The 14,369-nt window shown below is 68.3% G+C and carries 14 protein-coding genes and 1 pseudogene; 7 read left to right on the top strand and 8 right to left on the bottom strand.

Translation table 11 applies throughout. The features are described 5' to 3' along the window. Window positions 1-34 precede the first annotated feature (34 nt). The 4 genes from ABZ928_RS20180 to ABZ928_RS20165 all read left to right on the top strand — a co-directional run bounded on the left by ABZ928_RS20180 (window position 35) and on the right by ABZ928_RS20165 (window position 2,982). Entirely contained in the window at window positions 35-982 is a 948-nt protein-coding gene (locus tag ABZ928_RS20180) for a helix-turn-helix domain-containing protein (protein ID WP_361520419.1), read from the top strand. A gap of 499 nt (window positions 983-1,481) precedes the next feature. Then, on the top strand, window positions 1,482-1,790 hold the full coding sequence (locus tag ABZ928_RS20175; RefSeq protein ID WP_361520416.1) for a putative quinol monooxygenase: 309 nt from the start codon (window positions 1,482-1,484) through the stop codon (window positions 1,788-1,790). Window positions 1,791-1,834: 44 nt separating this feature from the next. Further along, on the top strand, window positions 1,835-2,143 hold the full coding sequence (locus tag ABZ928_RS20170; RefSeq protein WP_361520413.1) for a putative quinol monooxygenase: 309 nt from the start codon (window positions 1,835-1,837) through the stop codon (window positions 2,141-2,143). Window positions 2,144-2,229: 86 nt separating this feature from the next. After that, window positions 2,230-2,982 (top strand): VOC family protein, encoded by a 753-nt coding sequence (locus ABZ928_RS20165; RefSeq protein ID WP_361520411.1) that lies wholly within the window; start codon window positions 2,230-2,232, stop codon window positions 2,980-2,982. A 329-nt stretch (window positions 2,983-3,311) separates the two neighbouring features. Here the strand turns inward: ABZ928_RS20165 and ABZ928_RS20160 are convergent, their stop codons facing one another. Further along, entirely contained in the window at window positions 3,312-4,571 is a 1,260-nt protein-coding gene (locus ABZ928_RS20160; protein ID WP_361520408.1) for an acyl-CoA dehydrogenase family protein, read from the bottom strand. 130 nt (window positions 4,572-4,701) lie between these two features. Between ABZ928_RS20160 and ABZ928_RS20155 the strand changes: the two genes are divergently transcribed. Then, window positions 4,702-5,658 (top strand): helix-turn-helix domain-containing protein, encoded by a 957-nt coding sequence (locus ABZ928_RS20155; RefSeq protein ID WP_361520406.1) that lies wholly within the window; start codon window positions 4,702-4,704, stop codon window positions 5,656-5,658. On the opposite strand, the gene ABZ928_RS20150 is transcribed toward ABZ928_RS20155, so the two are convergent. Beyond that, window positions 5,646-5,873 (bottom strand): hexameric tyrosine-coordinated heme protein, encoded by a 228-nt coding sequence (locus tag ABZ928_RS20150; protein WP_361520403.1) that lies wholly within the window; start codon window positions 5,871-5,873, stop codon window positions 5,646-5,648. The genes ABZ928_RS20155 and ABZ928_RS20150 overlap by 13 nt on opposite strands. Window positions 5,874-6,053: 180 nt before the next feature. On the opposite strand from ABZ928_RS20150, the gene ABZ928_RS20145 reads away from it, so the two are divergent. After that, the gene (locus ABZ928_RS20145; protein ID WP_361520401.1) at window positions 6,054-7,589 is read left to right on the top strand and encodes a GMC family oxidoreductase N-terminal domain-containing protein; all 1,536 of its coding nucleotides are present in this window, start codon (window positions 6,054-6,056) and stop codon (window positions 7,587-7,589) included. After that, window positions 7,586-9,025 carry an aldehyde dehydrogenase family protein gene (locus ABZ928_RS20140; protein WP_361520398.1) on the top strand — a complete coding sequence of 480 codons (1,440 nt, stop codon included), beginning with the start codon at window positions 7,586-7,588 and terminating at the stop codon, window positions 9,023-9,025. The genes ABZ928_RS20145 and ABZ928_RS20140 overlap by 4 nt, the downstream gene beginning before the upstream one ends. Before the next feature lie 84 nt (window positions 9,026-9,109). Here the strand turns inward: ABZ928_RS20140 and ABZ928_RS20135 are convergent, their stop codons facing one another. The 6 genes and pseudogenes from ABZ928_RS20135 to ABZ928_RS20110 all read right to left on the bottom strand — a co-directional run bounded on the left by ABZ928_RS20135 (window position 9,110) and on the right by ABZ928_RS20110 (window position 13,987). After that, window positions 9,110-9,478: a fibronectin type III-like domain-contianing protein gene (locus tag ABZ928_RS20135; RefSeq protein ID WP_361520742.1), complete on the bottom strand. Its 369-nt coding sequence runs from the start codon at window positions 9,476-9,478 to the stop codon at window positions 9,110-9,112. Then, window positions 9,475-9,732 (bottom strand): annotated as a pseudogene (locus ABZ928_RS20130) (glycoside hydrolase family 3 C-terminal domain-containing protein); the annotation flags it as partial. The gene ABZ928_RS20135 and the pseudogene ABZ928_RS20130, both read right to left, overlap by 4 nt. Before the next feature lie 15 nt (window positions 9,733-9,747). Next, window positions 9,748-10,590, bottom strand: a complete 843-nt coding sequence (locus tag ABZ928_RS20125) for an SDR family NAD(P)-dependent oxidoreductase (protein ID WP_361520395.1) — start codon at window positions 10,588-10,590, stop codon at window positions 9,748-9,750. Between the two features lie 66 nt (window positions 10,591-10,656). Beyond that, window positions 10,657-11,511, bottom strand: coding sequence for an SDR family NAD(P)-dependent oxidoreductase (locus ABZ928_RS20120; protein ID WP_361520392.1), 855 nt, complete (start codon window positions 11,509-11,511; stop codon window positions 10,657-10,659). Continuing rightward, on the bottom strand, window positions 11,508-12,329 hold the full coding sequence (locus ABZ928_RS20115) for an alpha/beta hydrolase (protein ID WP_361520389.1): 822 nt from the start codon (window positions 12,327-12,329) through the stop codon (window positions 11,508-11,510). Before ABZ928_RS20115 ends, ABZ928_RS20120 begins: the two co-directional genes overlap by 4 nt. Before the next feature lie 110 nt (window positions 12,330-12,439). Continuing rightward, window positions 12,440-13,987 carry an NAD(P)/FAD-dependent oxidoreductase gene (locus ABZ928_RS20110; protein ID WP_361520386.1) on the bottom strand — a complete coding sequence of 516 codons (1,548 nt, stop codon included), beginning with the start codon at window positions 13,985-13,987 and terminating at the stop codon, window positions 12,440-12,442. Between the last annotated feature and the right edge of the window lie 382 nt (window positions 13,988-14,369).

Genomic DNA, 14,369 nt, shown 5'->3' with positions numbered 1-14,369 from the left:
CACCCCGGGGCCCCGTTCCGCAGAGGAGAGCACCATGCCCTCGGTGACGACATCACGGGACGACACGTCCGACGCCCGATTCGAGTTCTGGCGGGAGACGGTCCGCCGCAGCTTCGTCCCCCTGGAGGCCGTACCGGGCCAGGCTTCCGACTTCCACGCGTCCCTGCACACCTCCCAGCTCGGTGCCGTGCAGGTCTCCGTCGTGGCCGCACAGCCGCACGGCGTCACCCACACCCCGCGACACATCGCCGCCGACCAGCCCGACTTCGTCAAGGTGAGTCTGCAACTGGCCGGCCGCTGTCGGCTGGCCCAGGCGGATCGCCAGGCCCTGCTGGCCCCCGGTGAGCTGGCACTCTACGACACGCGCCGCCCGTACACGCTCGACTTCGACCTGCCGTACCGCATGCTCGTGCTGATGTTCCCGCGCCCTCTGCTGCGGCTGACGGAGCAGGATCTGAGGCGGGTCAACGCGACGGCCATCGCGTGCCGGGAGGGACTGGGGCCGGTCGTCCAGCCGTTCCTGCGCGGACTGGCCCGTCAGGTGCGGGAGCTGGACCGCGTGGGCGCGCACCGGCTCGCGGACAGTGCGCTCGATCTCCTGGGCGCCCTGCTTACGCAGCATGGCAGCGCGGCCGCACACAAGGAGGATGACGGGCGGGAGGTGCTCAGACAGCGCATCCTCACCTACATGGAACAGCGGCTCTCCGATCCCGAACTGGGCCCGGACCGGATCGCGGCAGCCCACCACATCTCGCGCCGCTACCTCTACAAGCTGCTGGCCGAACAGGGCCACACCGTCTCGGGGTGGATCCGGGAGCGGCGCCTCACTCAGTGCCGCCGTGACCTTGTCGATCCGGTCTTCATCCACCTCCCCGTGGGTGCCGTGGGCAGCCGCTGGGGCTTCCCCGACCCGGCCCACTTCAGTCACGCCTTCAAGGCGGCGTATGGCATGAGCCCGCGCGAGGCACGCGATGCCGGGTAAGTGTTGTGCATCGGCGAGCCGACCACCCGGCGGCGGGTCACCGACGCCATCCGGAAAGCCAGTTGCACCGCGCAATCCGCGATGCATCCGCGTCTGAGCGTTCTTGTCACATCCCAGCTCGTCGCGCTAAAGGAAACTTGGCCGCCGCGTCCCACCGCCGTCGAATCAACATCACCAACTCGGGTCGCTCGGCGTCTCACCTTCGCGTATCCGCGACAACGCACCCAAAGATCTTTAGATACGCCGTTCGCAAAGGTGCAACCCAAATGGAGTAACCGGCGGTAACAATTACACACCTCGCGTTCTTGCTGGTCAGATGCGTGGTCAAACCAGGGTAGCCCTGCGAGTACTAGTTACAAGGGGGCCTGGTAAGCCGGTCCACAGACTCTTCCCCTCTGATGGAATTGCTCCTAGCTAAGAGGAGGGCGGAAAGCCACATGAATACCGATCGCGGTATTTGAATCCGTCTTCCGTGAAGAATCCTCGAGGAGTGTTCGCGATGTATCACGTTGCTGTCTACTTCGATGTCAAGCCCGGGAAGGTCGACGAGTTCATCGCGGCCTCGCACCTGGACGGCCGCGAGTCCAACGCCAACGAGCCGGGCACGCTGCGGTTCGAGCTCATCCAGGACGAGGAGAAGCCGAACCGGTTCTACCTCAACGAGGGCTACGAAAGCCTTGAGGCGTTCAACACCCACGCCGCCGGCCCGTACTTCAAGCAGTTCTTCGACACCATCGTCCCGCTGGTCGAGGGCGGCGAGCCGACCTGGCTCATCCGCGGCAACCGCGTCGAGGACCCGTCGGCCTGACGGCACACGCCCCAGCCCGCCGGTCTCACCAGTCAGGAGCAGTCATGTCCACACTCATGCTGATCGCCAGCTTCCAGGCCAAGCCCGGCTATGAAGACCAGCTGCGCGATGAGCTCACCGCCATGATCGAGCCGTCGGAGGCCGAGGAAGGCTGCCTCGGCTACCGGCCGATGTCGGACCCGAATCGCCCGGGCGCGATGGTGTGCCTGGAGGAGTGGGTTGACGAAGCCGCACTCCAGTACCACTTCACGACGCCGCACTTCAAGCGGATCAACGACGCGCTCGCAACCATCCTGGCCGAGCCGTTCGGTCTGCGTCGGCTCACCGACCTGCCCGACGAGGCAGGCAACTGAGCGGGGCGCTCGCCCGGCGCGGCGCACACGCCGAGCGAGCGCCCGACCACTCCCCGCCCCTCCCCTCCCACTGATCTGGAGCAACCATGTACCACGTTGCTGTCTACTTCGACGTCAAGCCCGGGAAGGTCGACGAGTTCATCGCGGCCTCGCTCCTGGACGGCCGCGAGTCCAACGCCAACGAGCCGGGCACGCTGCGGTTCGAGCTCATCCAGGACGAGGAGAAGCCGAACCGGTACTACCTCAACGAGGGCTACGAGAGCCTCGAGGCGTTCAACACTCACGCCGCCGGCCCGTACTTCCAGCAGTTCTTCGAGACCATCGTCCCGCTGGTCGAGGGCGGCGAGCCGACCTGGCTCATCCGCGGCAACCGCGTCGAGGACCCGACCGAGGCGCCGGCCATCGTTGGTGACAGCGCTCTGGCGTTCCGCTACGCGGACCACGTCGCGCTGCGTGTCGGCAACTACGACGAGTCGATCGCGTTCTACACCGAGAAGCTCGGCTTCGAGCTGGTCAAGGAGTGGACGCTCGGCGACGCGGCGCCCGGCCTGCGGTTCGCCTACGTACGACTGGGCGAGTTCGAGATCGAGCTGATCGGCGACGGAGAGCTCGCCCCGGCCGTCGAGCAGAAGGACGTCGGCGACCACCTCAGCCGCAACGGTTACATCCACCTGTGCCTGCGCGTGGCCGACCTGGACAAGACCGTCGAGGAACTGCGCAGCCGCGACGTCACCATCTTCGCCGAGCCGTTCGTGGTCGACCCGATCGGCCAGCGCCTGGCGATGATCAAGGACAACAGCGGCAACGTCATCGAGCTGGCCCAGGCCGTCTCGGCCTGACCCCAACCGGCCCGTCTGTCCCGGACAATCGTCCGGGACAGACGGGCCGACGCCTGACTCGGGTCCTCTGTCCAGCAAGTTTGGCGCCCCAGGGGATTTGCCCGAACAGGAGCCACCTGAGCGCCACTCGCCCGCCCCGGTGATCGGCGGCGGGGCGTCGGACATGGTGCTGCGGGCCGCGATGTACATCTCGGCGGCGGGCGCGGTGGTCGTCGTCCTACTGTCGCCGGGATTGAGCGAGACCACTGCGGCGTCGCCTGATCCGGGTCATGCGGTCGGCCCTCGGTTCCACCTGGTGTCACAGGTGGAACCGAGGGCCGATGCCGTGGTCACTCGCCGGGTGCGCGTCCCTCGGCCGCCGCCAGCTGGTCGTAGCCGGGCTCGGCGAACAGCCGCTGCAGCTGCGGCCGTCGCACGCCGACGTTGCCGCCGTCGAACAGCGGGTAGGCCAAGGCGTCCAGGAGCAGTCCGGCCAGCGGGCGGGCCGTCGTGTACGCCTCGGCTCCCACCGCGCGCATTCCGTCGTAGACGACCTGTACGGCGGTCTCCGAGGCGAACACCTTGGTGGCGAGGGAGAGTTCGGTACCGCGGCCGCCGGTCTTGTCGAAGTGGTCGCAGGCCTTCCATGTCAGGTAGCGGCACGCCTCGAGGCGGGCCTTCATGTCGGCGAGCAGGGTGCCCACGTTCTGGTGCTCGATGACCGGGACGGCCCCGCCGCGCCGCTCCGTGCGGGCGAAGTCGAGGACGGTCTGGAACGCCGCCCGCATTACGCCGACGGAGAAGGCGCCGACCAGGCCGGCGGTCGCGCTGAAGGCGGTCTCCAGGATGCGGATGCCGTCGCCGGGCGCGCCGAGGATGTTGCCGGCGGGGACGCGCACCTCGTCGAAGCGGACCCGTGACACCAGCGCGGCACGATGGCCGACGGTCTCCATCGAGCCCAGCACGGTCAGGCCCTGCTTGGGGCGGGGCACCAGGAAGACGGCGAGGGACTCCTGCGGCGGCCCATCCGGATCCGTGCGGGCCGCGACCGCGTACAGGTCGGCGCCCTCGCCGTCCCAGCCGGAGGCGTGCGGGAGGAACTGCTTCTCGCCGCTGATCACCCACTCGTCACCGTCCCTGCGGGCCACCGTGCCGATCCCGGTACCGGGACAGGCCGACTGGAAGTTGGCGGAGCCGCCCGGCTCGCTGAACGCCAGCGCGGCCAGCGGTTCGCCCTCGTCACCGACGAACGGCGGCAGCAGCCTCTCCTGCTGCTCCGGCGTGCCGAACATGAGCAGCGGCATCAGGCCGAGGCCAGTGGAGAACAGCGACAGCGGTACGTCGGGGTCGACCGCCCACAACTCCTCGGCCACCAGCGCGAGATCCAGCAGGCTGGTCATGGTGCCGCCGAAGGGGGGCGGGACCTGCTTGCGCAGTAGTCCGGCGCGCACCAGGTCACGGTAGCGGGGCCGGGTGGCGGCGAACCGCTCTTCGGGCGTGGCAAGGCCCGCCACGGCCTCCCGGACCCCGCCGAGCACCTCCCCGGCGATCTTCCGGGCATGCAGTTGCAGCTCCCGCTGCTCGGGGCTGAGGGTGAAGTCGATGGCCATCGTCGATGCCTTCCTCGGGGTATGCGGCGGGTGCGTGCGGACACTGTCCGGCCCAAGGGGCGTGCGGTGGTTGTCTGCCGTGGCACGGGCGTTTGTCGTACGGTGCACACATCGGCGGAAGGAGACGGCCGTGCCCACGACGATCACGCCCCCCGACGAGAGCCCCGCAGGCCGTTTCGACTTCTGGCGGGCCCTCATCGGCGACAGTTTCGTGCCGTTGGAGGCGCTGCCCCACGAGACACCCGACTTCCGGGCCCGGCTGCGCAGCGCCCGGCTCGGACCGGTGCAGGTGTCGGTCGTCGAGGCGGACCCGCACGGTGTGGCCCGAACCCGGCGCCATCTCGCCTCCGACCAGCCCGACTTCGTCAAGGTGAGCCTCCAGCTTCGCGGCACCTGCGTCCTGACGCAGAAGGATCGGCAGGTGCTGCTGCGGCCGGGCGGGCTGGCCCTGTACGACACCCGCTTTCCGTACACCCTCGACTTCGACGACACCTACCGCATGCTCGTGGTGATGCTGCCCAGGCCCTTGCTGCGGCTGCCCGAGCGGGGGCTGGAGCGGGTCACGGCCGTCCCGGTGCCGTGCCAGGCAGGACTGGGCCCGGTCGTGGTGCCCTTCCTCAAGGGGCTGGCGGACCAGGTGGACGAGCTGGAATCGGTGGCTCCGCCACGACTGGCCGACACCGTGGCCGACCTGCTAAGAGCGCTCCTGGCACCGGACGGCGCGTCGGCGCCGGACGCCGGCGACGACGGACGCGATGCGCTCACCCGGAGGGTCCTCACGTACATGGAGCAGCGGCTCGGCGACCCGCGGCTGGGTCCCGACCAGATCGCCGCCGCTCACCATGTCTCCCGCCGCTACCTCTACAAACTGCTCGCGGCACAGGGGCACACCGTCTCCGGCTGGATCCGCGAACACCGCCTCGCGCAGTGCCAGCGCGATCTGGCCGACCCCGCACTGGCCCGGCTGTCCGTCGCCGCGATCGGGGGCCGCTGGGGCTTTCCCGACGCGGCCCACTTCAGCCACGCCTTCAGGGCGGCGTACGGCATGAGCCCGCGCGAGGCACGGGAGGCGGCTCAGCGCCAGTAGTCGTTGGCCGCCGCGATGGTGGCGAACTCCACAGCCACCACGTGCGCGACGGCGATGAGCGAGTCAGGGTTCCCGGCGTATTCCGGGCGCAGCTTGCCGCGCACGTCGTCGTCCGGCTGAGTCGCCTTGATCACCAGCCGCGCCATCTTCAGGGCGAGTGCCCGGCCCTCCTCGGGGGTGGCGGTGATCAGGGTGTTGTCCGGGACGAGTGCCATGGCGTGACTCCTTGCGTCGATGTCCGAACGCGACGGGTGGGACGTGCACCGCAATCCTCGCCCGGCACGTCCGGTGATGCCCGTCGAGCGCGCCCTGCCAGGTCTTTCGTGCCCGTCACCGCAAGACGTCGTGCACGCCGCGACAAGCCGGGCCCGGGCAGGTAGGGCGAGGCTCGCGCCATGCGAGCCGCACATTCTGTCTACAACCACATCGTGGTGGGCGCCGGGTCCGCGGGTTGCGCCGTGACGCGCAGACTCGTCGACGCCGGCCGAAGCGTTCTGCTGGTCGAAACCGGCGGCCGGGACGACAATCCGGCCATCCACGATCCCGGCCGCCTGTGGGAACTGTGGAACTCCCCGCAGGACCACGCCTACATCACCGAACCCCAGCGCCACGCGGACGAGACCCAGGTGCTCTGGCCGCGTGGCAAGGTCCTCGGCGGCTCCAGCGCCCTCAACGGCATGATCTACGTCCGGGGCCACTGCTCCGACTACGACGGCTGGGCCGATCGGTACGGCGCCAAGGGCTGGTCGTACGACGAGGTCCTGCCGTACTTCAAACGCTCGGAGGACTTCGAGGACGGCCCCTCCGACTTCCATGGCGCCGACGGCCCGCTGCCCGTCACCCGCAACCACGATCCCAACCCCGTCACCAGCGCGTTCATGGCGGCCTGCGAGGAGTACGGGATCCCCTACAACGACGATTGCAACGCCGAGGAGATCCTCGGCGTGAACCTCCTGCACCGCACGATCCGCGACGGTCGGCGGGTCAGCTCCTGGACGGCCTTCGTCGAGCCGGTCCGCGCCAGCCCACGCCTCACGGTGCGTACCGGGGCGCTGGTGACCCGGGTCCTCGTCGAGGGGGGCCGTGCGGTCGGTGTCGAGCTGCTGCGCGGGGGCCGTACGGAGACCGTCCGCTGTTCGGGGGATGTGATCCTGTCCGCCGGCACCATCGGCTCCGCCCAGATCCTGCTGCTCAGTGGCATCGGCCCGGCCGACGAGCTGCGCGCCCTCGGTATCGGAGTCACAGCGGACCTTCCCGGCGTGGGCCGCAACCTGCACGACCACACCCTGACCCCGGTGGTGTGGGAGTCGGTTCGGGACATACCTGCGGGCACGGCGAACAAGCTGGAGGCCCACTACTTCGCCAAGACCGACCCGGCCCTCTCCGCACCCGATCTCCAGCCGCTGATGTCGCACGTGCCGCTGCCGGTCGCGGGACAGACAGTGCCGGACGAGGGCCATGGGTACACCGTGCTGGCGGGCACCATCCGCCCGCTCAGCCGGGGTCGGCTGTGGCTGCGCTCGGCCGATCCGGCGCAGGCGCCGGCTCTCGACCCGAACCACTTCGCCGAGCCCTCCGACCTCGCGGCGATGGTCGAGGCCGTCAAGCAGGTCCGGGAGATCGGATCACAGCGGGCACTGGAGGGCTGGCGGTCCAGGGAGATCGCCCCGGGCCCCGGCGTCCGTGCGGACGGTGAGATCGCCGCCTACCTCAAGCGCAACCTGCTCAGCTACCACCACCAGGTCGGCACCTGCCGTATGGGCTCCGGTCCCGAAGCGGTCGTCGACCCTCGTCTGTCTGTGTACGGCGTCGCGGGCCTGCGGGTCGCCGACGCCTCCGTCATACCTGCCGTCACCTCCGGTAACACCCATGCGCCCGCCGTGATGATCGGCGAACGGTGTGCCGACTTCGTCCTGGGAGGACACCCGTGAGCACCAGCACTCTCTTCATCGACGGCAGCTGGCAACCGGCCGCTTCCGGCGCCGAGTTCGAGACGACCGATCCGGCGACCGGACAGCCGCACGCCCGCTGCGCCGACGCCGGCCCGCTCGACGTGGACAACGCCGTCGCTGCCGCCCGCGCCGCGCTCACCGACCCCGCCTGGGCCGGACTCGTACCGGCCGAACGAGCCCGCATGCTGTGGCGGGTCGGTGACCTGATCGACGAACACGCCGAGGAACTCGCCCAGTTGGAGACCCTCGACCAGGGCCAGCCGATCGGCATCTCACGGATGGTGAGCGTGCGAGCCGCGGCGGAGCACTTCCGGTACTACGCGGGATGGGTCACCAAGCTGTACGGCGAGACCGCTCCGGTGTCCTTCCCGAACGTGCTGCAGTACACCAAACGGGAGCCGGTGGGCGTGTGCGCGCTCATCACGCCGTGGAACTTCCCGCTGATGATCGCGAGTTGGAAGATCGCGCCGGCGCTGACGTGCGGCAACACGGTCGTTGTGAAGCCGGCCGAGCAGACGCCCATGACCACGGTCCGGCTGGTGGAGCTGTGCCGTCGGGCGGGCGTCCCGGCCGGGGTGGTGAACCTGCTCACCGGCGGCCCGGAGGCAGGCCGCGCCCTGGTCGAGCATCCGGGGGTCGACAAGGTCTCCTTCACCGGGTCCACGGAGACCGGCCGGGCCATCGTCCAGGTGTCGGCGGGGAACCTGAAGCGGGTCTCGCTGGAGCTGGGCGGAAAGGCGCCGAGCATCGTGCTGCCCGACGCCGACCTCGACGCGGCCGTCGCCGGCTGCCTGCAGGGCTCGCTGCTCAACAGCGGGCAGGTGTGCGCCGCGTACACCCGCTTCCTCGTCCACCGCTCCCTGGCCGACGAGTTCGCCGAGCGCTGCGCCAAGGGCGCCGCGCAGATGCGCCTGGGCCCGGGCAACGCGCCCGAGACCGAACTCGGCCCGCTGGTGACCGCGGACCATCTCGCGCACGTCGACGCCCTGGTCCGCAGCGGCCTCCAGGAGGGCGCGAACCTTGTGACCGGCGGCTCCCCAGCGGCCGACCTGCCCGGCTACTTCTACCAGCCCACGGTCTTCTCCGGCGTCCTCGACGACATGCGTATCGCCCGTGAGGAGATCTTCGGCCCGGTGCTCGCGGTCATGCCCTACGACGAGGAGGACGAGGCCGTCGCCCGCGCCAACGACACCGAGTACGGTCTGGCGGCCGCCGTGTGGACCCGGGACGTGTCCGCGGCCCACCGGGTGGCGGGCGCGGTGCGCGCGGGAACGGTGTTCGTCAACATGCCCAACCCGGTGGACGCCTCGGCGCCCTGGGGCGGCTACGGGGCCAGTGGCTGGGGCAGGGAGATGGGCAGCGGGGCGATCGAGCTGTACACCGAGGTCAAGAGCGTGTGGACGTCGCTGGGCTGAGCACGCGGCCGGTGGCCCCATTGCCGCTGGACCGTCAGATCCGGCGGGCAGGAGCCGTACGAGCTCCTGCCCGCCAGGCGGTGTTCAACGGACGCTGAGCCAGCCGGCGAACCGCGTGTCGTCGGCGGAGGTTCCCACGTCCACGGGCATCCTTCCCTTCGAAGTGACCCAGGCGTCTCGTCCCTCGTCGACGTACGACACCGAGCGCCGGTCGATCCGCACGGTGACGTATCCGCCCTGGCCGGGCCTGAGTTGGATGCCGGCGATGCCCGCCAGCTGCCGGGTCGGGGGTCGACCGCGGTGAGCAGGCGGCCGATGTAGGCCTGGACGACGGCCCGGCCGGTGCGCCTGCCGTGGTTCGTCACCTTCACGCGCAGCCGACCTACCGTGTCCCCCGCCCCGCCGGAAACGACGTCGCCATGTGTGGTGAAGTGGCTGTAGGACAGGCCGTATCCGAACGGAAAGAGGAGTTTCTGGCCCGTCTTCTGGTACCAGCGGTAGCCGACGTAGATACCTTCGCCGTACGACTGGGACGGTCCCGTGGGCGGGACGACGCCCAGGTGGGTCAGCGGCGTGTTCGCCGCCGCCGGACCCTGGGCGTCCGAGGCTGGGAAGGTGACCGGGAGGCGGCCGCTGGGGTGGGTGTCTCCGAAGAGGGTCCGGGCGAGGGTCGTGCCGACGGGCCGAAGGCTTCCATGCGACTCGATGACAACCAGACCGGGTCACCGCACCGCGTGGCTTGCGGTGCCGGTGGCCGAAGTCTTGATCATGCGTCCGGCGGCTTTCATATAGGCAACCGGCAGGAGGCGCTTGGCTCGCCACACGATCTTGGCGTCTAGCTGGGGCAGGACGTAGAGGCGCCCACGGTCATGTGCATCCAGAGTCTTGATCGCTATGTCTTCGGCTGTGAGCTTGCTTTTCTCTGCCAGACGCTTGCCCTTGGCCGCAGACGCTGCGTCGATGAGCTCGCCGTCGAATATATTCGTCGGCACGAACGTGGGGCACAACACAGTGACCGTGATGCTGGTTCGCTGCAGTTCGGCGGCCAGGGTTTCCGACAAGGTGATGACTCCGGCCTTGCTGACGTTGTATGGAGCCATGCCGGGAGCTGCGGCGAAGCCTGCGGCCGAGGCGGTGTTGATGATGCCGCCGCGGCCGCCTTGGCGAAGCAACGGCGTGAACACGTCGGCGCCGTAGATCACGCCCCACAAGTTCACGTCGATCGCACGTCGCCAGGCTCGGAGTTTGCCGTCACCGATGAGGCCTCCGCCGGTGCCGATGCCGGCGTTGTTGATGACCAGGCTGGGCAGACCGAACCAGGATGTGGCGGCGTCGGCGAGCTCGCGGACCGATGTTTCGCGTGAGACGTCGGTGACCACTGCCAACGCGCGGCCACCGGTCGCTTCGATCTGGCTGACGGTCTCGGCGGCAGCGTCAGGGTCGATGTCCGCCGCCACCACCTGCCCACCGCGCTTGGCCAACTCCAGCGCGAAGGCGCGGCCGATTCCGCTGCCGGCGCCCGTGACTACGGCGCTAGCTTCGTGTGATCTCTTGTGGCTGGCCATGTTGTCGTCGCCTTCCTCAATCTCTCAGTGACTGCTGTGGACGTCGTTTGCTGCGCTCGCTGTGGGTCAACCGACCGTCGGGGCGAACATCCGGCGGCTGGGTCGTGCGAGGAGATCGAGGTAGCGGGAAGGAACGGCTCGTACAAAGGCGTCCAGGAGGACTGCTTGCATGCCGACTCTGACGCGCGGTTTCTTCTTCTCAACGCCCTTCAGGATGATGCTTGCTGCTTGGTTGACGTCCATCGTCAGAAACTTCTCGTTGAGGATCCTCGCGCGCTCTTGGTCCTTCTCGGTTGCTCCGACTGCGTCGCGCAGGCCCGACGTGGCGATGTTCGTGGCAATACCTGCCGGGTAGACCACGGTGACCTTCACGGGGTGTTGGTCGAAGAGGATGTCGCAGTACACGCCCTCGGTGAAGCCTCGTACACCGAATTTGGAGGCGCAGTAGCCGGCCTGGAGTGGCGTGGCGACCAGACCGTTGAGGCTGGATACATTGACCAGGTGGCCGTCGCCTGAGGCGATGAGGTGGGGCAGGAACTCGACGGTGCCGTTGATGACTCCCCAGAGGTTGACGTCGATGATCCGTTGAAGATTGGCGTAGTTGCCGGGGTCGAGCAGGTCGCGTTCCCCGGCGACACCGGCGTTGTTGTAGATCTGGTGCACGACGCCGTAGTGCTCGCGCACGGTCGTGGCGTACGCCTTTACTGCGGCGCGATCGACGACATTGAGGGTCGCCGAGTGGAATTCGGCGCCGGTGGCCTTGACTTGTTCGGTGGTTTCGGCGAGTCCGGTCTCATTCACGTCGCTGATCGCCAGTCGAGCGCCGCGCCGGGCGAGCCCGAGCGCGACGGCCCGGCCGATGCCGCTGCCGGCCCCTGTTACCACGGTGACCTTGCCCGCCAGTTTCGAAGGTCGGCTCATGACGCTGCTCCTTGTCGGGTGTGCCAGGTGATATGGCCCAGCACGATGTCGATGAGACTGGGCGGAAGATGGTGACCCATACCGGGTATGACGATGTGCCGGGCACCTGGGATGGCCCTGGCCGTGGCGGTCCCTCCACTGGGATGGACGATGAGGTCGCGATCGCCGTTGATGACGAGGGTGGGAACGCGGATAGTGCGCAGTCGTGGCGTACGGTCCCCGGAGGCGGCGATCGCCTGTATCTGGCGGGCAGCCCCGGCGCGGCCCGCATTGCCGGTGGCACGCCGCCAGGCAGCGCGGGCGTGGGTGATCTCGTCTGCTTCGTCGTAGGGGTGGTCACGCCCCGCAAGGTGCGCGACGAGGTCGAGGTGGCGTGCGATGTAGCCGTCCAGCGTCGTGGGTGGCTTCGCGATCAGCTTGACCTTGGTCGAGAGGGCGGCCTTTCCGACCCGTCGGTTGCCGGTAGTGGAGTAGAACGAGGTCAGCGTCAGTACTCGTCCCGGGTGTTCGGCGGCGATGGCCTGGGCGATCATTCCGCCCATCGAACGGCCGATGACATGGGCGCGTCTGATGCCGAGATGGTCAAGCAGACCGACGGCGTCGGCTGCCATGTCCTCCAGCGTGTAGGCGTCTGGTCGTGGCCGGGCAAAGAACTGCCGTGCGAGCGAGGGAGGGGATGCTGACATACTTGAGGAGCGGCCGACGTCCCGGTTGTCGAACCGGATGACCCGGAACCCGCGCTCTGCGAGCCCAGTCACGAACGCCGTCGGCCACCCGGTCAGGTCCTCCATCAGCCCTGCAACCAACAGCACCGGCATCGCGTCGGATTCGCCTGACTCGTGGTAACAGAGCTTGATGCCGCTGGGCAGGTGAGCGAACGCCTCAAGGGAGGAGTCGTCCAGAGCGGCATCCGGAGACCGAGGGCCCGTCACGATTCCCTCCCCTCCGTGCTCCTGCGGGATACCGCCTGTGGCGTGAGAGGTGCGGCCGAGGAGAAGCGCAGAAAGCGGTCGGCGACCTCACCGTCGCGCAGCAGTCTGCGGTCGTGGTGGTAGCTCATCGACATGAGCCATGGCGCCTGTGTGCCCTGCCTGGGCAGTTGGGCGAGGGAGCGCTGGACATAACCGGCCGCGAAGTCGAGCAGTGCGCGGGTTCGGGTCCCCTCGTCGGGAACGGCGACCGCGATGTCGTACCGGTGCTCGTCCATGTAGGACAGCAGACGACAGAAGTACTCGCTGAGCAGGCCAATCTTCAATGTCCACGAGGAGTTCGTGTAGCCGATCGCGAAGGCCAGGTTCGGTACTTCGCTGAGCATCATCCCGCGGTAGGCGATGGTGTCCGGTAGCGAGACCGGTTTGCCATCGACGACCAGGCCCATGCCACCCAGTATCTGGAGATTGAGGCCCGTCGCGGTGACGATGATGTCGGCTTCCAGTTCTTGCCCTGACTCCAGGCGGATGCCCGTCCTGGTGAAGGTGTCGATCCGGTCGGTGACCACCGACGCTTTCCCCTCACGGATGGCCCTGAAGAGGTCGCCATCTGGCACCAGGCACAACCGCTGGTCCCATGGCTCGTAAGGCGGGTTGAAGTGCCGGTGGACGTCATAGCCCTCCGGCAGCAATTTGGCGTTCGCCCTACGGATGAAGTTCCTCATGTGCTTCGGATGCTTCCGGCTGAACTTCCACACCCACTGGCTCAGCGTGATGTTCTTGCGGCGGATCAGCGGGTACGCACGCTCGTCCCCCAGCGTCCTACGCAGCAGGTTCGCGACCTTGTCCTCACGCGGCAGTGGCATCACATAGGTCGGCGTGCGCTGCAGCATCGTGACGTGCGCGGCCGCACCCGGACCGGCCGCCATCGCCGACAGCAGCGTCATGGCAGTGGCGCCGCTGCCGATCACGACTACCTTTTTGTCCGTGTAGTCCAGCTCTTCGGGCCAGTGCTGAGGATGGACGATCCGGCCCCCGAAGTCCTCGCTGCCTGGGAACTGCGGTGTGTAGCCCTCGTCATAGCGGTAGTAACCGCTCGCGCAGAACAGCCACTTCGCAGTGAACGTGACCGTGATGGGCTCGCCGTCGACGCTGGTCTCGACGTGGACCGTCCAGCGTGCGGCCGGGCTTGACCACTCCGCGCTCGCCACACGGTGGCGGTAGCGGATGTACGGCTCGATGCCGTTCTCTTCGGCCGCTTCACGGATATAGGACACGATCTTGGAACCGTCAGCGATCGCGTCCTTGTCCCGCCACGGCTTGAACTCGTAGCCAAACGTGTTCAAGTCGGAGTCGGAGCGGATGCCGGGGTAGCGAAACAGATCCCATGTGCCACCGGAAGCACTCCGCGACTCCAAGATCGCAAACGACTTCTTCGCGTGGTGAACCCGCAGATAGCGTGCCGCACCGATCCCGGAAAGGCCGGCCCCGACGATCAGGACGTCGACTTCTTTGGCGCCGGTTGATGCCTGGGACGTTGTGCTCATGGTCGCCTTCTGATTGGTGAACAGTGATGTCGTTGACAATCCTGACGGACCAACGAGACAGCCCTGAAGGGCTGTTCGCACACACCTGACCGGCTTCATGGTGCAGACCGCACCACCCGGAGACCACGAATCTCACCCCTGGAGTGGAATCCTGCTATTGGATGCCGCTCCACTCCCGAGGACGGCTTTGCGTGCGGGGGACCTGGCCATACGCACTTCCCGTGGCTTCCGCCAGCTGACTCTGGTGGCTCTCTCCACGTCCTGGTCATGCTCCTGCGTGCGGGGGACGAGCGGTGCGAGGCCTTCTCAGCGGCGCTCACCGCCATGGCCGCCGGGCACACCGGCACGCTCACGATCGGGCCGGACGGCTCGTTTCCCGGCG

It is taken from the genome of Streptomyces sp. NPDC046909, assembly GCF_040644695.1.
Classification (GTDB): Bacteria; Actinomycetota; Actinomycetes; order Streptomycetales; family Streptomycetaceae; genus Streptomyces.
The sequence above is the reverse complement of the archived record's forward strand: the minus strand, read 5'-3'. Positions and strand labels throughout refer to the sequence as shown.